The sequence below is a fragment of the Clostridium swellfunianum genome (genome assembly GCF_023656515.1).
In the GTDB taxonomy this organism is placed as follows: domain Bacteria; phylum Bacillota; class Clostridia; order Clostridiales; family Clostridiaceae; genus Clostridium_AT; species Clostridium_AT swellfunianum.
The window spans coordinates 1,481,139-1,499,948 of record NZ_JAMOFV010000006.1 but is presented as its reverse complement, the minus strand read 5'-3'; the positions used below and the strand labels follow the sequence as shown (position 1 = coordinate 1,499,948).

The 18,810-nt window shown below is 33.3% G+C and carries 15 protein-coding genes and 1 riboswitch; of the genes, 11 read left to right on the top strand and 4 right to left on the bottom strand.

Annotation, left to right across the window (positions count from 1 at the left end; genetic code table 11):
* Positions 1-13: 13 nt before the first annotated feature.
* The 3 genes from NBE98_RS06815 to NBE98_RS06805 form a co-directional block, all read right to left on the bottom strand.
* Positions 14-556 carry a tyrosine-type recombinase/integrase gene (locus NBE98_RS06815; RefSeq protein WP_250813959.1) on the bottom strand — a complete coding sequence of 181 codons (543 nt, stop codon included), beginning with the start codon at positions 554-556 and terminating at the stop codon, positions 14-16.
* Between the two features lie 119 nt (positions 557-675).
* Positions 676-1,314: a pentapeptide repeat-containing protein gene (locus tag NBE98_RS06810; protein ID WP_250813950.1), complete on the bottom strand. Its 639-nt coding sequence runs from the start codon at positions 1,312-1,314 to the stop codon at positions 676-678.
* On the bottom strand, positions 1,301-2,428 hold the full coding sequence (locus NBE98_RS06805; RefSeq protein ID WP_250813948.1) for a DEAD/DEAH box helicase: 1,128 nt from the start codon (positions 2,426-2,428) through the stop codon (positions 1,301-1,303). The genes NBE98_RS06810 and NBE98_RS06805 overlap by 14 nt, the downstream gene beginning before the upstream one ends.
* A gap of 547 nt (positions 2,429-2,975) precedes the next feature.
* Between NBE98_RS06805 and NBE98_RS06800 the strand changes: the two genes are divergently transcribed.
* From NBE98_RS06800 to NBE98_RS06785, 4 genes are all read left to right on the top strand, one after another.
* Positions 2,976-5,198 (top strand): MASE3 domain-containing protein, encoded by a 2,223-nt coding sequence (locus NBE98_RS06800; protein ID WP_250813946.1) that lies wholly within the window; start codon positions 2,976-2,978, stop codon positions 5,196-5,198.
* 228 nt (positions 5,199-5,426) lie between these two features.
* Positions 5,427-5,807, top strand: a complete 381-nt coding sequence (locus tag NBE98_RS06795) for a DUF2750 domain-containing protein (RefSeq protein ID WP_250813944.1) — start codon at positions 5,427-5,429, stop codon at positions 5,805-5,807.
* A 91-nt stretch (positions 5,808-5,898) separates the two neighbouring features.
* Complete coding sequence (locus tag NBE98_RS06790; protein ID WP_250813941.1) at positions 5,899-6,618, top strand: gamma-glutamyl-gamma-aminobutyrate hydrolase family protein; 720 nt, start codon at positions 5,899-5,901, stop codon at positions 6,616-6,618.
* An 86-nt stretch (positions 6,619-6,704) separates the two neighbouring features.
* Positions 6,705-7,577 (top strand): DUF1002 domain-containing protein, encoded by an 873-nt coding sequence (locus NBE98_RS06785; RefSeq protein ID WP_250813933.1) that lies wholly within the window; start codon positions 6,705-6,707, stop codon positions 7,575-7,577.
* Between the two features lie 92 nt (positions 7,578-7,669).
* Here NBE98_RS06785 and NBE98_RS06780 read toward each other — a convergent pair whose 3' ends face one another.
* Entirely contained in the window at positions 7,670-8,686 is a 1,017-nt protein-coding gene (locus tag NBE98_RS06780; RefSeq protein WP_250813931.1) for a LacI family DNA-binding transcriptional regulator, read from the bottom strand.
* Between the two features lie 162 nt (positions 8,687-8,848).
* Between NBE98_RS06780 and NBE98_RS06775 the strand changes: the two genes are divergently transcribed.
* From NBE98_RS06775 to NBE98_RS06745, 7 genes are all read left to right on the top strand, one after another.
* Entirely contained in the window at positions 8,849-9,274 is a 426-nt protein-coding gene (locus NBE98_RS06775) for a GNAT family N-acetyltransferase (RefSeq protein ID WP_250813929.1), read from the top strand.
* Positions 9,271-10,182, top strand: a complete 912-nt coding sequence (rbsK, locus tag NBE98_RS06770) for a ribokinase (protein ID WP_250813927.1) — start codon at positions 9,271-9,273, stop codon at positions 10,180-10,182. The genes NBE98_RS06775 and rbsK overlap by 4 nt, the downstream gene beginning before the upstream one ends.
* An 18-nt stretch (positions 10,183-10,200) precedes the next feature.
* Positions 10,201-11,124, top strand: coding sequence for a ribonucleoside hydrolase RihC (gene rihC / locus NBE98_RS06765; protein WP_250813925.1), 924 nt, complete (start codon positions 10,201-10,203; stop codon positions 11,122-11,124).
* Between the two features lie 22 nt (positions 11,125-11,146).
* Positions 11,147-12,553 (top strand): C4-dicarboxylate transporter DcuC, encoded by a 1,407-nt coding sequence (gene dcuC / locus NBE98_RS06760; protein WP_250813923.1) that lies wholly within the window; start codon positions 11,147-11,149, stop codon positions 12,551-12,553.
* A 266-nt stretch (positions 12,554-12,819) separates the two neighbouring features.
* Positions 12,820-14,901, top strand: a complete 2,082-nt coding sequence (locus tag NBE98_RS06755) for a sensor histidine kinase (RefSeq protein WP_250813921.1) — start codon at positions 12,820-12,822, stop codon at positions 14,899-14,901.
* A 239-nt stretch (positions 14,902-15,140) separates the two neighbouring features.
* Complete coding sequence (locus NBE98_RS06750; protein ID WP_250813920.1) at positions 15,141-16,529, top strand: MATE family efflux transporter; 1,389 nt, start codon at positions 15,141-15,143, stop codon at positions 16,527-16,529.
* A 261-nt stretch (positions 16,530-16,790) separates the two neighbouring features.
* Positions 16,791-18,500, top strand: a complete 1,710-nt coding sequence (locus NBE98_RS06745; RefSeq protein ID WP_250813917.1) for a methyl-accepting chemotaxis protein — start codon at positions 16,791-16,793, stop codon at positions 18,498-18,500.
* Between the two features lie 105 nt (positions 18,501-18,605).
* Positions 18,606-18,782, top strand: a riboswitch (cobalamin riboswitch).
* Positions 18,783-18,810 lie beyond the last annotated feature (28 nt).

Sequence of the window (18,810 nt, the reverse complement as noted above, 5' to 3'; positions counted from 1 at the left end):
CTCAATGTATTCATTATTGAAAGAAATCCTCTATGGTCATATCTTCAATATCAGCAACTCCAATATATCTAAGAGTCATATCAGGAGTTGAGTGATTAAATATATTTTGCAGCAAAGCTATATCCTCATACTTTTTATAATGGTGATACCCAAAGGTCTTTCTAAGTGTATGAGTGCCAATATCATCTAAACCAAGCTTTTTGCCCGTTTCATTTAGGGATTTATAGGCTTGCTTTGTCGTTATAGGTTTCTTTCCACCTTTTTTCAGTGGAAATAATAATTCTCCCGCCGACATTCCCAATATAAACTTTTCAATTTCATCTTGAATTTCAAGAGATATTTTATAGTTCAATGGTTTATTGGTTTTGCCTTCCTTTATTGCAATTTGGGATTTATTTTTAACATCCCAAACAGTAAGATTAATTATATCTATAAGCTTTAAGCCTGTATTTATGGCTATATCAAATAGTAAATAGTCTTTTTGTCCTTTTTTAAATAAGTCCTCTTTTAGCTTGTTTATTAAGTTCATGTCCTTTATAGGTTGAACTAATTCCATATTGTTTCACCCTCTCAATGGGAAACCAATAAGTACCTTCTGGTTGCCATATCCTTTAATCATATACTATTGAGAAGGAATATACAAATAATTTGCCTAAATGTGTAAGTTTATATTTTCTACATGCTCTTCAAAAACTTTATTATATAGCTCAGAGTGTAGAATTCTCTATCTATCTTTTCTACAATTAGCTTCAGTCCCTCAATTATTGTTTCTTCCGTAAAGTTCTCCAATAGAAGCATAATATTTAATGTATTAAGACCTCCATCTTTTGTATCTAGAACTCGTGCTTTCTTTACGTATTTGTTTTCCATAGCTGTTAAAACGGCTGTCCTTAGCTCTTCGCTGATTTCTAATTTAGGCATTTCCTCAAAAATTCTAATGCCAGGAGTATTAGTATCTAAATTCTTAGCTTTGCTAATATCAGTAGATAAGAATATAGTGTTTATAAACTTTGCATCCTTAAAATTAGCACCTTCAAGCTTTACAGAATCAAAAACAGCATTTTCAATAACTGCACTTTTAAAGTCGCTGTCCTTTAAGTTTGTTCCAATAAATTCTGCATATGTAAAGCTGCACCTATAAAAATTGGTAGATTTAAAATGTGCTCCTCTAAAGCTCACAAAATCAAAAATTGAGCCTGAAAAGTCGCAGTTATAGCAATTGCTTCTTTCTAGGTTTTTGTACATAAAGTTTTTGTCTTTTTTCTCTATATTATTGTAATTAAAATTTCCCGGTACACTTCTATTTGTAGCCATGCTTTTCTTCACCTAAGTCCCTTCTTGGTATTTTGAATTTAATAGCCTTTTCTATTTCGTCAAGTCGTAAGCTATCCTTCGGATCAATAAATAGGCAGGTGTAGCCTTCCTCTCCAGCTCTTCCCGTTCTGCCAATACGATGTATATAGCTTTCTACGCTTTCAGGTATGTCATAGTTATATATATGGCTCACACCGCTTATGTCAAGGCCTCTAGCAGCCACATCCGTTGCTATTAAGTATTGAAAATCACCTTTTTTAAAGGCTTTCATTATTCTTTCACGTTTTGATTGAAGGATGTCGCTATGCAGCTTTTCGCAGTTATAGCCTCGTTTATATAGTGCAACCTCTAGATCGTCTGCTCTTCTTTTAGTTCTGCAGAAGATTATAGCCATATATGGATTGTCTTGATCTAGCACAGTGCACAAAGCATCTTGTTTTCTTCTGTCTGTAGTTTCTACTACCTGCTGCTTAATGGCTTCAAGAGTTACTTCCTCCTTACGGATAGCTACTGTTGCTGGATCTTTCATATATCTGTAGGCTAATCTTTTTACATCTGAATTTATGGTTGCAGAGAAACAAAGGGTTTGACGCTTTTTAGAGGTTTCTTTCATAATTGACTCCACCTCGTTCTTAAAACCCATTAAAAGCATCTGATCTGCTTCGTCTAGTACAAAGGTCTTTAATCTGCTTAAATCTATAGATTTTCTTTCTAGATGATCCAGAAGTCTTCCTGGTGTTGCGATGATAAGATGAATGCCTGTTTTTAGTTTTTTTAGCTGAGACCCCACATCCTTGCCTCCGTATGCAGCTAAAATATTGATATCCTTAGCTGGTTTAAGCTTTAGGGCTTCTTCAGTTATCTGAAGGGCAAGCTCTCTTGTAGGAGTTAAAATCAGGGCTTGAACTGCGTCTACTTTGGATGAGAGATTTTCAAAAATCGGAAGCAAGAATGCCAGCGTTTTTCCTGTTCCTGTTTGAGATTCTACTATAACATCTTTTCCTTCTTTTATAAGGCTGATGCTTTTTTCCTGAACTGGTGTAGGCTCAGTAATGCCGCTATTTTTCAATATTTTTACTATATCTTCGTTAATTCCTAATTGGTTAAAATTCATTATCTTATACCTCCCTTGTTATAGGGTTCCATTTTAAAAGTTAAATTAATACATGCTCAATGCACTATATAGGGTTTTAACTATGAAACTAAACTTATACATGTCATTAAACAGGCAGCTTTAAGCCTTTTTAGGACATGTATAAGTTAATAGTTGAATTTAAAACCATATATTTTAAATATGTTAATACTGATGCTGAAGCTAGTTAATAATACCATACTGTAATAATTATTGCTAATAATAGTATAATTTTTAATGAGCAAACTGCAAAAGGGAATAGAGATATAAGATTTTAAGTTCAACTATTAACTTATCAACATTAATTGTGAATAATTCTGTGGATAAAATGTTGAAAATTGTTGATAATTAATTAGAATATTGGTATAATATATGGAAAATATCGGAAATATTTAATCGGTGTTTGATTATGTCTTTTTGTGGAACTAGTCTGAACAAGGAGGATATATTTTAGATTTTTATTTATTTATTATAATTAAAAATGCATAAAAGTTTGGATCATAGGGACCGTCTAAAGGAGGACATATCCATGTATAAACATGCTAAAAAATATTATAACCTCGTAAAAGAAGATAAGTTCTATATTATCTTTTTAAAAACAATGGTGATTGGAATAGGAATTGGATTTCTTATTGACAGATCTTTGTGGAGAGTGAATAGTGGAGCTGTCCATGCAGCTCTAGATTTAATATGTATAGTTTTTAACATGTCTTTATTTTTTGTGGTTTGGAATAAATATGATAGCAGTCCGTTAAGCAGCAGACTTATCGCATTTGGATTGCTAACTACCTCCATATATGATACTTTACATATTTATAATCTTAATTCTTTAGGTGTTTCTAGTGCTAGCAGCAGTGATTTATCCATTAAGTTTTGGGTGTTAGGCAGGCTTACAGAAATTATAATGATTTTTATTGCTTCCCTAAATTTCAGAAATAAAAAAATTAAGCTAGATAAAAGACTAATTTTAATCATTTTTCTATTTTTACCTGTAGCGGCATCATACATAGTTATCAACTATGATGCTTTGTTTCCGCTACTTTACAATGACAATGGGTTAACCTCTATAAAAATTATTCTTGAACTAATAATAATCGCTCTGGCTATAATTAGCTTATTAAGGCATAAGGGAAAAATCAAAGAGAGAGGGTATGTATCCTATAAATACTTATCCATTGCTCTCATATTTATTATACCAACAGAAATATGTGTTATGTTATATAAAACTCGTACTTCAGCTTTAATAGAGTATGCACATGTGTTTAGAATATTGTATTGCTATTTTCTATATAAAAGTATTTTTCAAGGAAGTATAAACTATACCTACGAGGAGCTTGACAAGTCAAAGAAAAGGCTTACAGATATACTTGATGCAATTCCAATTGGTATAAAAACCTTTGATAGTAATCTTAAATTAGATTTTGCCAATAAGCAATTTGAAAATTTATTTGGCTGTAAAAGAGAAGAAATAATTGGGTTAAGCAATAATGAAATTAGTAACATATTTAAGAATACTAATATATTAAGCGTTGTAGAGAAAAATAAAGAAACTAAAAATTCTATTGAAACTTTCCTTAGAAAGGATGACAAAAATATTAAGCTTCAGGTTGAATCCCAAATAATTGAAGATGGAATGATGCTTATAATTAAGGATATAGAAAAAGAACAGGATATTAATACTCTCCATATTCAAACGCACACTATTTTAAACTCAATGCAAAACCCTTCAGTTATTATTGATAACAACTATAATATAGTTTCTGTAAACAAATCCTATGAGGAGTTGATTGGATTATCAAGTGATAGGCTGATTGGAATGAATATGATGAAATTATATAAGTTAGTAAATTATATTTACAAAGAAGTATACACAGACCAAACTGAAAATGACATTCATGAAGAACATTTTGAAGGAATGTTTACTAATTTTATTGGCATTAAAAAATCAGTAATTGTACGCAGGTCCGATATTTTGAATGTATACGGCAATCCTATAGGCAGGATTTCAGTTATAACTGATATAACAGACCTAAGAGAACAGCAAGAAAAAACTCTCCATCAGGAAAAGCTGGCCTTATTAGGACAGATGGGGGCAGCCATTGTCCATGAAACTAGAAATTTTTTAACTACAATAAAAGGATGCGGTCAGTTAATTATGGCTACGTCGGATCAGAGCAAAGTTATTGAATATGCAACTAAGATTGATGTTAATACAGATGAAGTAAACAGAATAATAAGTGATTTTTTAAGTTTATCAAAACCCAAGCAGGCAGCCTTGGAGGAAATTGCTGTTTGTGACCTTTTAGAATCAGTGAAAAGTATTATTGAAACCTCATCTTTAATCAGAGGGGTAGATATAAAATTTATCTATGATATCGATGAAAGATATATCATTTGCGATGAAGCACAAATTAGGCAGGTTATATTAAATATGTGCAAAAATGCTGTTGAGGCTATGGCCGAGTTATCAAACCCAATATTAACTATTGAAGCAGGTATTATAGAAGAAAATAATAATATCTATATTAAGATTTCTGATAATGGTAAGGGAATGAGCAAAGAAACTTTGGAGAAGATTGGGACTCCTTTCTTCACAACAAAACAAAGTGGTACGGGGCTTGGATTAAGTGTCTGTTACGATTTAGTAAAGCAGCAGGGCGGCTGGATTGATATCCACAGTACTGAAGGTTTAGGGACAACATTTACTATTAATTTACCAGGGTTAGAAGATGATGAAGAGGAGAGCGCGTAAGCGGCACTTAGAGGAGACTACATATTCTTATAAATATATAAATAAATAATCTTATCTCCTATAAATCCATCTTGATATCGCGATATCAAGATATCTTCTTTTCATGAAATCAAGATAGTATGTTAAATTAAAAATGCAGGGATAGTAAAGTCTATGCCCTCTAATATTTTTCTTATAAAAGCTGATTTTAAATTGTCAGCTGGAAAATACAATACTAAGGAGTAAACTATGAATTACAGCGAAGTAGAAGAAATATTTTGCCTAACTGAGAACAAAAAATATAAGTATTTTTTTAATAAGTTAGTTGAATCAGAGCATGTTTGCGGTTTAAAAGATAAAAATGGATGGATTACCGCTAAGGATAACGAGGGTAGGATTACCATGCCCTTGTGGCCCTCTTATGAATTTGCTAAGTACTGCCAAGAAAATCAGTGGAAGGAAACTCAAATAGAAACTATTGATTTATATGAGTTTTTGGAATACTGGCTTGAGGGAATGAAGAGAGATGGCTGCAGGATACTTGTATTTGCAGATACTGGTGGTGGGGGAATCTCCGTTGATGCATTAGATTTAAAAAATGAGCTGCAGGATTTTTTAAGCAAATATTAAATATAGTACTAGGCAAAAAAGTACAAGTACTAATCAAACAGAATGTCTCATATAACTTTAGCAGTATATGTTTGTGTAGGAGGTAATTTGATTGAAAGCAAAAAAGCCTATAATCCTTATAACTGTAGACTATGATTATAATAGAGACACATCACAAATTAAAAATTTATATTGTGAAGCTTTAGCAGAGGCAGGAGCTGCACCTTTGTTGGTTCCAATTTCTGAAAGAGAAGATTTATTTGATGCCTATATTGATAGCTGTGAAGGAGTTATGATTACAGGAGGACCAGACGTTGACCCATTTTATTATGGAGAAAGTACCATGCCTTGCAACGGTGAGGTTTCTCCTTATAGAGATTTTATGGAGCTAGGGCTTATTAAAAAGGCCTTTCAAAGTAAAAAGCCAATGCTGGGAATTTGTAGAGGTATTCAATGTATTAATATAGCTTTAGGAGGAACAATTTACCAAGACATTCATGAACAGCTAAAGGACAAGCAGCTTATAAAGCATTCACAAAGTGCTCCTCGCTGGCATGTTACTCATGAAATATCTATAAAGAAAGGCTCCCTTTTGAGTCACATATATAAGGCTGAAAAGACATATGTTAATTCCTTTCATCACCAAGCAGTAAAGGACATTGCTCCTGACTTTGAGGCAACCTCTTGGGCTGAGGACGGCACTGTTGAAAGCATTGAGTACAGCAAAGATTGTTTTACCGTAGGAGTTCAGTGGCATCCTGAGGATTTGTGGAAAAAGCATGCTGCTCAGAAGGAGCTGTTTGTAAAATTTGTGGAGCAGTGCAGAAGATAGAGTCAGTATAATTTAACATGTTGTGTTAATACTTAGTTTAACTTATAATCGTCTTGTGAAATAACTTAAAAAAGGATGGTTAACCTATGAAAAGTAAGAGAATATTAAATAGAATATTAGTAGGCTTTATGACCGCGGCGCTAGTTATGTATGTTCCTGCAAAGGCGGTTTATGCTGATGCTTATAAAGTTGTAACTATAGGAAAAGACCTAACTGATCAGCAAAAGAAGGATATGCTTAAATATTTTGGAGTTGATGAAAAGACTGCAAATGTAATCGAGGTTAATATTGACGAGGAGAGAAAGTACCTATCCGATTCAGTAAGTAGTGACAAGATTGGAACAAAGTCCATATCCTCCTCATACGTGGAGCCAACCTCCAGTGGTGGGCTAAATGTGTCTGTTAACAATGTATATTGGGTAGATAGCAATATGATAAAAAATGCTCTTATTACAGCAGGGATAAATAATGCTAATGTAAAAGTATCAGCACCATTTAAGGTATCTGGTACAGCTGCGCTTACTGGCATTATAAAAGGTTTCGAAAACAGCAGTAAGGGAGCCAAAATTGATGAAGATAAAAAGAAAACTGCTAATCAGGAGCTTACTACTACGGCAGAATTAGGAGATAAAATAGGAAAAGACAAGGCTTCTAAGGTTATAAACGATATAAAAACGCAGGTAATCAAGGATAAGCCTAAAGATAAAGAAGCAATAAAAAAGATAGTTGAAAAGGAAGTAAGGAACTATAATTTAAAATTGAGCAGTGAAGATATTGATAAAATAACAGAGCTAATGAACAAGATAAATGGGCTCAATTTAAATTTCTCAGATATAAAAGACCAGTTAACACAGGTTTCAAATCAGTTAAAGGGTGTTTTAAGCAGTGAGGAAGCACAGGGGTTTTTCAGCAAGCTAGCTTCTTTTATTAAAAGTTTATTTGCAAAATTATTTGGCTAGCAATTCTAACCTGCAAAGAAAAAACACTCCAAGGTCTATGGTTAATCCTATAGACTTTGGAGTGTTTTGTATTATGTCCGTAAAATATTCATTTAATAAACAATATTTCTTACACTATTATTTATTACTAATTTAGGCTCCAGACAAATATTAGCAAAATCAGATTGTTTATTTTGAACAAGATTAATCATAACATCGGAAGCTTTTTTTCCTAAGTTTGCAATATTTTGTTCAATAGAAGTTAGCTGCAGAGTTATTATAAAATCATTTAAGGTATTATCATAGCTCACAATTGACAAATCTTCAGGAACCCGTACCCCCTCTTCCTTTAGGCGCTTGAGTAGACCAAGTGTCATCATGTCGTTAGCTACAAATACAGCGGTTGTATTATTTCTCATTATTATATCTCCAGCGTCATATCCGCTTTCAATATGATAATTTCCTTTGATTATATAATCATCTTTTATTTCAAGACCATATTCCTGCATAGCTTTTTTATAACCATCGAATCTAAAAGCTAAACTATGAGAATTAATAGAATGTACAACGCAAGAAATTCTTTTGTGACCTTGCTCAATTAAATATTTTGTTGCCAGGTAAGCTCCTAGTGTATTGTCAAAGTACACCTTATTACAATCAAAGTCATTGAAAAATCTATCTATTAAAACATATGGAATTGTTAACTCGCTTAATTTAGCACATAATTCTTCTTCATGCTTATATGCCGAAGTAGAAAAAGTGATAAATAAACCATCAATACCTCTGGACAGAAGCAAGTCAATTAAATACAAATCCTGCTCATATTCATCGTTAGAATTCACAATGATAAGAGTATATCCAGCTTGCCTGCAGTAACTTTCAATAGATTTCGTAAGCCTGGAGAAAAATATATTTTCTATATCAGGAATAATAAGCCCAAAGGTTTTGGTTTCTTTAGTAACTAGACTTCTTGCATTTATATTAGGAGTATAGTTATTTTCTTTTGCAATTTGTTTAATCAGTTCTTTTTTTTCATCGGAAATTCTGCAAGGCTTATCATTTAAAACCAATGAAACAGCAGTTATGGATACATTGGCTTGTTTAGCAATGTCTTTTAACGTATAACTCATATCAATCACCCACGTAATTATATCATACTTTTAGCAGTATTTAAAATGCCAAAAATTGCTTTCAAAAAAGATGATAAAACGATTTACTTCTATATTGACAATGTTTACAGAAGGTTGTATTATATAAACAAAGATAAAACGTTTTATCAAAGAGGTGATTAGATGAGGCTTGAAAAGAACGGTTTAACTTGGGAAATATTTGATAGTATAAGAAGATATGCAAATATGCCAATCTATGAGAAGGCCGACATTATTGAAGCACTAAAAAATACACTTTACAGTGTTGTAGTTTATGATGATAAAAAGCCGGTAGCCATTGGCAGAATTGTTGGAGATGGAAGAATAGCATTCTTCATAAAGGATGTTGTAGTTCATCCTGATTATAGAAACAAACACATTGGAGCTATGGTTATTAATGATTTACTTGACTATATAGAATCATGTTCTTGTGAGAATCCATATATTGCTTTGATGGCCATGCCTGATACTGAGGCGTTCTACGAGAAATTTGGGTTTGTTAGAAGACCAAATGAGAATTTTGGATCAGGAATGATATGTCTGAATAGAAGGAAGGTTAAGCTAACATGAAAAAAGTCGTTGTAGCAGGAAGTCTTAATATTGATCTTACAATTAGAGTGGACAGGATGCCAAATGAAGGTGAAACCATCCATGGCCATGAGTTTTTAATAAATACCGGTGGTAAAGGCGGCAATCAGGCAGTGGCAGCAGCAAAGTCTGGTGCTGAAACAGTTTTGATAGGAAGCATAGGGGGAGACACCTTTGGAAATCAAATACTGGAATCTCTAAAAAGCTATGGTATTAATACTGATTCTATAAAGGTTCAAAAGGATGAATATACTGGCTCAGCAATGATTATATGCAGCAATAATGATAACCGAATAATATTAAACCCTGGAGCAAACTTTTCTCTAGATTTTAATTTTGTAAAGGATAGGCTGGACGATATTTCAAGCAAGGAAGATTTATTCATAACACAGTTTGAAAATGAGTTTAATACTACAATAATGTTGCTTGAATATGCAAAGACTATTGGCATGAAGACTATATTGAATCCAGCACCTGCAAAGCTTATACCAGAAGAAGCCTATAAATACATCGATATACTTGTTCTAAATCAGAGTGAATGCGAAGTGCTGACAGGAGTTTATCCTAAAACTTTAAAGGATTGCGAAAATTTAGGAAAGCTAATAAGGAATAAAGGAACAGAAAATGTGGTTATTACCTTAGGAAAAGATGGTAGTGTAACGGTAGCTCCAGAGGAAACTATTAAAATTGAAGCCTATAAGGTAGACACTGTAGATTCAACAGCAGCTGGGGATTCTTTTATAGGAGCAATGGCAGCTAAGCTTTCCTTTGGCAGTTCTTTAAGAGAAGCCTTGGAGTATGCTACAAAGGTATCAGCTATAACTGTTACAAAAAAGGGTGCACAAATATCTATTCCTACCAGTGAAGAAGTAAACAAATTTTTTAAATAATATAGAGGAGGATATATTATGGAAAATAAAAGGAAGTTAATTATTGATACGGATCCAGGCATTGATGATGCAATAGCTATTGCAATAGCTCTTTTCTCAGAGGAACTGGATGTGAAGCTCATAACTACTGTAGCTGGAAATGTTAGTGTGGATTTGGTTACTGATAACACACTAAAGTTATTAACCTTCTTCGGAAAAAATATACCTGTAGCAAAAGGAGTAAACGAACCTCTAATCCAAAAGTTTGATGATGCTAAAAATGTTCACGGGGCATCAGGAATGGATGGTTATGATTTCGGTGAACCAAACCGCAGCAATCTTATTAAGGAGCATGCTGTAAATGCAATGAGAAACACCATTCTTGAAAGCGATACTCCTGTAACCATTGCAGCTATTGGGCCGCTTACAAACATTGCTCTATTATTAAAAATGTATCCAGAAGTTAAAGAAAACATTGATGAGATAGTATTTATGGGCGGTTCTTTAACAAGAGGAAACAAAACAGTTATGGGAGAATTCAATATAGCCACTGATCCTGAGGCTGCTAAGATTGTATTTTCTAGTGGAGTGAAGCTTGTAATGGCAGGCTTAGACATGGGCCTTAAGGCGTTAGTTTATCCAGAGGATAGCGAAAAGATAAAAACCTTTGGTAAAACTGGTGACATGATGTATTCCTTGTTCCAAAAGTATAGAGGCGGCAGCTTTAAAACTGGACTTAAGATGTACGACAGCTGTGCTATAGCATACTTACTATGTCCTGAAATGTATGAGCTAACTGACACATATATAGATGTAGAAACTCAAAGTCCGTTAACACTAGGATGTACTATAGTAGATTTAAAGGGATATTTAAAAATGGAACCTAATGCTAAAGTATGTACCGAAATAAATCCGGAGACTTTTAAAGAGTGGTTTTTAAATTCAATAAAAAAATGTATATAAAAAGTGAGGGGGAAATAGTATTATGAATAATTTTATTATGTACGCATCAGCAATTATAGCGGTTGTATTAGTAGTTTACATGCTGATAAAGAAAATGGACATTAAGATTACTTTATTTGCTACAGGAATTATACTTCTTTATATCGCTATTGCAATGGGTAACGGTCTAGGCATTAAAGATTTTGCTTCAACTAAGTCCTGGATACTTGATCCTTTAAAGGTTACTGCAGATATTTTTAAATCAACCTTAAATGGAGCAGGCTTTGTAATACTAATATTAGGCGGATATGCTGCCTACATGAGTAAAATCGGAGCAAATGATGTTACTGTTAGTGTTTTAACTAAACCTATATCCAAGATTAAATCAGCATATATTTTAGTTCCAATAGTATTTTTAATAGGAAACATGCTTTCATTAGTTGTTCCTAGTGCGTCTAACTTAGCTATTATATTGTTAGCTACTTTATATCCAGTATTAAAGAAATCAGGAATGAGCACATTAACAGCTGCGGCAGTTATAGCAACAACTGCAACTGTAATGCCAACTCCTCTTGGAGCAGATAATGTTGCTGTAGCTAAGGAACTTGCGAAGTTTTCTGCATTTTCAGGTATGTCAGTAACTGACTATGTAATAAATTATCACGCGTTGGTATCAGTTCCTACTTTATTCGTAATGGCAGTATTGCACTATTTCTGGCAAAAGTATATGGATAAAAAAGCTTTAAATTCTATGGTAGACGAAGAAATTCAAGTTCAAAATATAGAAGAGGTTAAAGGCTCTGCATTATTTAAGACAGTTTATGCTTTACTTCCTTTACTACCAATATTACTGCTTATAGTTATGTATCTTACAAAATCAAAAGTAGTATTATCTGTAGAAGTAGCATCAATAGTAAGCTTTATAGTTGCTATTATCTGTGAATTAATTAGATACACAGGAAATAAAAAGGTTTTAGATGATACAGAGGGCTTCTTTAAGGGAATGGCAAACGGAATATCAATAGTAGCTTTACTAGTAGCTGCAAGCGTGTTTGTACAGGGGTTACAGTCCATAGGATTAATAAAAACTTTACAAGCAGCAATGACCTCTACTAAAGGTACAGGCATGGGAATAATTCTGCCACTTATATTAGTAGTACTGACATTAGTAATTGTACTTCTTTCTGGAAGCGGAACAGCTTTATTCTATGCAATGGTTCCATTAATGGTGCCTCTTGCTGAAGCAGCTGGAATCAATCCTATTGCACTTTCAGTTCCAATGGGACTAGCGGGTAACCTTATGAGAGCAGTTTCTCCAGTTGCAGCGGTTGTAGTAATAGTTGCAGGTACTACAAAGAAACCAGCCTTGGAAATCGTAAAAAGAACTTCTGTTCCAATGATTGGTGGAGTTATATTTATGTTCGTGTTATCAATGATAATGTTCTTATAATTTGAAAAAGCTACTATAAAATGATAAGAAACTGTGAGGTTTAGACTTCACAGTTTTTTTGTGCAATATCAAAGGATTTTGCTTTGTTTTTTGTAAAATTGCCAGAAATCAACTTAATTTTACTAATACGTTATACAAATAAATAAAATAAGTGTAGAATAATATTTATAATGTATTATGTTAGCCTAAAATAATTATTATATAGATGTTTGTAGAATTTTTATATCAGGCAGAATATTTTCAAGTATTTCGAAAGGAGCAGTGATATGAAAACGAAAACAAAGCTCAGTCTTTTCAACAATCAGAAGAATAGATTAACAGGTTTTATAAGTAAGTACATTATAAAATACAGTTTATTATCAATTGTAGTGATTTATAATACTGTTATTTTAATTACATCAGCTACACTTTATAAACTAATACCGATATTGCTGGGTTATGAAAAACATGTAAAAGAGAATAGCAGAAAGATAGGCTTTAGCTATGATATGCAGTTTATAGTAGCCACTATTGCGGTAATTGGATTAACTACAATTGTTATAATAGTTCTTTTTAGAGATATTAATAAGTACAAGCTGTTGTCATTAGATGATAAAAACTCAGCTAATATAAAAAGCATAAGAAAAAAGTGCATGAATTTGCCTTATATAATCTATGTTGTTCAAATAACAATTCCAGCAGCAGTTGCATTTCTAACCGGTCTGACAGGTTTTTTTCTGCTTGGCTATTCTTACATAATAGTTTTGGAAGTTACAGGGGTAGTATTTAGTTTTTGTTTTCTTTCTGCAATAATTACCCATACCTTTTCTAGACACATATATTCTAGCATTTTGTACGATACATATATGGGACAAGAAATTGAGGGGTTTAGAGTTAATATTAGAACTAAGATACTATTACAGATTATACCAATGATAATTACATCTATTATCATAATTTCACTGCTTGGCTATTCAAAATTAATTGATGAGAAAGGCAGCTTGCTCCAAGAAAGCTTTAGAATAAAGGTTGATGACATACTTAAAAATTCAGGGGACATTAAAAGCTCGTCACATCTTTTTGAAGCATTAAAGGATGTGAAGTTCCAAGGCATAGAAAACTCCTGCTTCGTTGTTGAAGCAAATGGTCAAATCATTACCTCGGATAATACGACTTATCCAGATTATTTAATTAACCTTATAAAAGAGCCTATAGATGGTTATAAGGTTTATGGGTATACTTTAGAAACCCAGGGAATTGTAAAGAGTGTAAGCATAAATGGTGACAAGGTAGCAGCAGGTGTTATTTTTCATGTTGAATCTCCTGATACTGTGAAAGCTCTTCTTATAGCCCTAGTTTTCATGCTGTTAGTAAGTGTATTAGTAATTTACTTTTTCTCAGACACCATATCTAAGGATGTATCTCAAGTTGCAGACAGCCTTATGAAAATCGGTAAAATTAAAAGCATCAGAGACAGAAAAGATATACCGGTAGTTTCAAATGATGAGATAGGCGATTTGGTAAATGCTTTCAATAACATCCAGCATATAGCAGCTGAGCAAGATGAAATGAAAAATGAGTTTTTTGCTAATATATCTCATGAATTAAGGACGCCGCTTAACATAATACTCTCCTCAATTCAGCTTTTACTGCTTAAGGAAAAAAAACATAAGGATGATAACTTTGCTGAGGAAATAGCAAAAACTTCACAAATGATAAAACAAAACAGTTATCGTTTATTAAGATTAGTTAATAATTTAATTGATTCTAGCAAAATCAGTACATCTTTCTATGAATTAAACATGAAAAACTACAACATAGTAAATGTAGTAGAGGAAATTTCTTTATCCGTAGCTAATTACATAAAGGAAAAAAACATTGACTTTATATTCGATACTGATGTTGAGGAAAGAATTATGGCTTGCGATGCTGATATGATAGAGAGAATAATGCTGAATCTTTTTTCAAACGCTGTTAAGTTTACTGAACCTGGAGGAAATATACTCGTAAAGGTTCATGAGGTAGATAACAATATTGTGATATCTGTTAAAGACAGCGGCATCGGTATGAGTGAGAAGGAACAGAAAGTAATATTTGAACGATTTAAGCAAGTTGATAAATCCCATGCAAGAAAAAGGCAAGGAAGCGGTATAGGCTTATGGTTGGTTAAGCTTCTAGTAGAAATGCACGAAGGCTCCATTGCAGTTAAATCAGAAACTGGCAAGGGAACTGAATTTATTATTACTCTTCCAATTATAACCGTTAAGGAACAGGAAGATTTAGATTGCCTCGAGAAACATGCTTGCACTGAAAAAGCAGAAAATAATTTTGAAAAAGTAAAAATTGAGTTTTCGGATATATATTTTTAATATGTTTATGTGAATAAACAAATAGAATAGTAAATGATATGTTGAGAAGCTATAAGTTTCTCAGCATTTTCTATTTTAAGCTTCTTTTTCACTACATACTCTGGATTATTTAGAAAAGTTATTATTATAAGCTTTTGATACAGAAAAAATAATCTTTCTAGTTAGCTTGTCTAAAAGTACAGATAAGCTATAATTATATAGTGACATAAATAAACTGTTAAATATCAGGGAGGTAGTGAATGGCTAAACTTAAACAACTTTTTTCACCAAAGGACATGACCGAGGGTACGCCTTGGAAACGTATTGTTGAATTTTCAATACCAATGCTTATTGGTAATATTGCTCAACAATTTTATAATACTGCTGACTCTATTGTTGTCGGTAGATATGTAGGTGATAATGCATTGGCTGCTGTTGGCAGCGCAGGTCCTATATTAAATCTCCTGCTTGTGCTATTTGTAGGAATTTCCGTTGGTGCTGGAATTATGGTTTCTCAATATTTTGGGGCCAAGGAGAGAGAAAAGCTGTCCCGTACTATTGGTGTATGTATAACACTTACAGCTATAGCGTCCATAATAATTATGATAATTGGGCCGTTAGTAACCCGTCCATTGCTTTCCTTACTTAATACGCCAAGCACCATTATTGATTGGTGTGAGGATTACCTGGTTATTATTTTTGTAGGTATAGCAGGCTTTGCTTACTACAATATTTTATCTGGAATTTTGAGAGGACTTGGGGATTCTTTATCAGCTCTTGTATTCTTGCTTGTTTCTACAGTTTTAAATGTAGGACTCGATATATGGTTCGTTGCAGGGCTTAATATGGGTGTTGCGGGTGTTGCTTTAGCCACAGCTATAGCACAGGCAATATCTGCAGTGCTGTGTTTTATTAAATTAATGAGAATGAACAGTACCTTTGACTTGAACTTAAAGATGTTAAAGCTTGATAAGAAGTATACTTCTAAGCTTATAAAGCTTGGGTTGCCATCAGGTATAACACAGGCTATATTTTCTCTTGCTATGATTGTAGTACAATCCTTGACTAATAGCTTTGGTGAAATGGTTATAGCTGCAAATGTAATCATCATGCGTGTAGACGGATTTGCAATGATGCCAAACTTTAGCTTTGGTGCGGCAATGACAACTTATGCAGGACAAAATATAGGAGCAAAAAAGCTGGATAGAGTAGTAAAGGGAACAAAAGATGGTACAAGAATTGCCGTTATAGTTTCTACTGTAATAACTATTTTGATTTTAATCTTTGGTAAATATATTATGGCAGTATTCACGGATACAAAAGAGCTAGTGGATTTAAGCATGTCTATGATGAGAATTCTTGCAGTAGGCTATATTGCAGTAGCAGTAACACAGAGTCTATCTGGAGTTATGCGTGGCGCAGGGGATACTATGACACCAATGTGGATTTCTCTTATTACTACTATAATTCTTCGTGTTCCCACAGCTTATGGTATTGCTTATTTAACAAGAAGTGCAGCTTATCCAACAGGAAGACCAGAATCTACTTTTATTTCTTTGCTTGTTTCTTGGACAATGGGAGCTGTTATAACTTTAATTTTCTACCAGAGAGGCAATTGGCGTAAGAAAGGCTTTGCAGGCAAGGCTTAGTATTAGAACAAATTGTATATAAATATTTTCATGAGAAGCCGTATTAACTAGTTTAATATGGCTTTAAATTTAAAGCATAGCTTAGAATAAGTTACAAAAAGAAAACTAATAATAAATGCTGCATTTTGTATTTATATTATTTTTTACAGCAATAACTTAGCAAGCCATTTCCTTTAAGTTCCCTTGAAGACATATTTGTTTCTCTGTATAATATAAGCTAACCTAATTTACTGATAGGAATACTTCATAGGAGGAATATTTATGTTTAAAAATTTTAAGGTAAAGCATAAAATTTTTGCTTTATCACTTACACTCATGTTTTTCGTCATTTCCATTTCAGGAGTAGGCTATCTAATCATGTCAAGGCTTAATTCCGAGATCAGTTCTATGTATGGTAATAACTTAAAAGCAATACAGTGGCTTAATGATAACAGAAATCAAACGAGAGCAATTGAAGCGGACATGTATTTTATAATACTTCATCATGGTGACAAAGCTTCTCAAGATGAGAGATTAAAAGATATTGAAGTAAGAGTAGAAAAGTTTGAGGATAATTTTAAGCAATATAAAGATTCTGAGCTAGATAAGTATGAGACAGATTTAATTCCACAAATAGAGAAGAAATGGACCGAATACTCTGCGAAGAGACAAGAAGTTATAAATCTTGCGATGAATGGCCAAGCTGATCAAGCCTTAGAAAAGTTTGAAGTCTTGGAAGCCAGTCTAAGTGAATTTCAAAATAATCTAAAAGAATTGTCTGATTATAACGTAAAAGATGCTGAGATAATAAAAAATGAAAATGAGGCTTATTACAAAAAAAGTGTTATCTTTTTCCTTGTAATGTTTACTATAGCCGTTATATTTGGTACTGTACTTACCCTGTTAAACATAAAACATATTATTACACCTCTTAATTTGATAAAGGCTTTTTCCGAAAGAATGAAAATTGGAGATTTTTCAACTCCTATTTCACTAACTAGAAAAGATGAGTTTGGACAGATAGGCAAAGCCCTTAATGAGTCACAGAAGCAAGTAGGAGGGCTTATAGGTGAGGTTCTCAACACTATAAAGGATATAAATTCAGGCAGTCAGGAACTTTCTGCAACAGTTCAAGAGATGACCGCAAGGCTTGAAGATATTAATAAAGAAACTTATACCATAGCTATATCTACTCAGGAAGCGAGTGCAGGAAGTGAGGAAGTTTCTGCTAGTACAGAAGAGGTAAATTCCAGTATTCAGGTACTTTCAGAGCAAGCACTTGAAGGAAGTCAAAAGGCAGAGAGTATTAAAAATAAGGCTGTGGAAATAAAAGAAAACAGCAGTAAATCAATTAAGCGAATTCAAGACCTTCATAGTTTAAAGGATTCTAATATAAGAGAAGCTCTAAAAAGAGCAGAAGTGGTTGAAAATATAAAAGTAATGGCAGACACTATTTCAAGTATTTCAAGTCAGACTAACCTGCTTGCTCTAAATGCTGCTATAGAGGCAGCCAGAGCTGGTGAGCAGGGCAGAGGCTTTGCTGTGGTTGCTGAAGAGGTTAGAAGACTTGCAGAGCAATCTTCTGAGGCTGTAGTTGAAATACAAAAGACTATAAAAGAGGTTAGTGAAGCCTTTCAAGATTTAAAAGATAACAGCTTTGAAGTGTTGAATTTCATAAGCGAAGATATAAATCCTCAAATCATTAAATTTGCTGAGATAGGTAATGATTATTATATGGATGCGGACTTCTACTCAAATATCTCAGAAAATATTGCTTCTATGTCAGGTGAAATAAATGCAACAATGGAGCAAGTGAGCTCTGCTATCGAAGGGATGGCGCAGGAGGCGCAAAGTTCTAGTGAAAGTTCTGAAAATATTAAATCTGGAGTGAGTGAAGCAACCTCAGGTATGGAGCAGATAGCAGTTACAGCTCAAACTCAAGCAGAGTTAGCCCACAAGCTGTATGAATTAGCTAAGAATTTTAAGTTATAAAATGAACAATATAAAGTCGAATTGCTAAATATTATAGTGCAACAAAGCAGTGAATTTTTATTGTAAAATCCTTTTTCAGGATGTATAATAAATTTGACAAAATAAAACTGAATAAAACTTTTTGGCGTCCGTTGGACTTAATAGGGAAATGCGTAAAACGCTGCAGCCCCCGCTACTGTATATGGTGATGTTTGGTCGTTATGCCACTGTAGGAAACTATGGGAAGGTGTATCAAATGAATAAGCCATAAGCCAGGAGACCTGCCTTGAAGCTATAATTATTCACTTTCGGAGGGAAAGGAGGAATTTGT

Bases quoted from the DNA above. Each gene is read 5' to 3' on its own strand.
- NBE98_RS06815 (WP_250813959.1), bottom strand. From the start codon at position 556: ATGGAATTAGTTCAACCTATAAAGGACATGAACTTAATAAACAAGCTA.
- NBE98_RS06810 (WP_250813950.1), bottom strand. From the start codon at position 1,314: ATGGCTACAAATAGAAGTGTACCGGGAAATTTTAATTACAATAATATA.
- NBE98_RS06805 (WP_250813948.1), bottom strand. From the start codon at position 2,428: ATGAATTTTAACCAATTAGGAATTAACGAAGATATAGTAAAAATATTG.
- NBE98_RS06800 (WP_250813946.1), top strand. From the start codon at position 2,976: ATGTATAAACATGCTAAAAAATATTATAACCTCGTAAAAGAAGATAAG.
- NBE98_RS06795 (WP_250813944.1), top strand. From the start codon at position 5,427: ATGAATTACAGCGAAGTAGAAGAAATATTTTGCCTAACTGAGAACAAA.
- NBE98_RS06785 (WP_250813933.1), top strand. From the start codon at position 6,705: ATGAAAAGTAAGAGAATATTAAATAGAATATTAGTAGGCTTTATGACC.
- NBE98_RS06780 (WP_250813931.1), bottom strand. From the start codon at position 8,686: ATGAGTTATACGTTAAAAGACATTGCTAAACAAGCCAATGTATCCATA.
- NBE98_RS06775 (WP_250813929.1), top strand. From the start codon at position 8,849: ATGAGGCTTGAAAAGAACGGTTTAACTTGGGAAATATTTGATAGTATA.
- rbsK (WP_250813927.1), top strand. From the start codon at position 9,271: ATGAAAAAAGTCGTTGTAGCAGGAAGTCTTAATATTGATCTTACAATT.
- rihC (WP_250813925.1), top strand. From the start codon at position 10,201: ATGGAAAATAAAAGGAAGTTAATTATTGATACGGATCCAGGCATTGAT.
- dcuC (WP_250813923.1), top strand. From the start codon at position 11,147: ATGAATAATTTTATTATGTACGCATCAGCAATTATAGCGGTTGTATTA.
- NBE98_RS06755 (WP_250813921.1), top strand. From the start codon at position 12,820: ATGAAAACGAAAACAAAGCTCAGTCTTTTCAACAATCAGAAGAATAGA.
- NBE98_RS06750 (WP_250813920.1), top strand. From the start codon at position 15,141: ATGGCTAAACTTAAACAACTTTTTTCACCAAAGGACATGACCGAGGGT.
- NBE98_RS06745 (WP_250813917.1), top strand. From the start codon at position 16,791: ATGTTTAAAAATTTTAAGGTAAAGCATAAAATTTTTGCTTTATCACTT.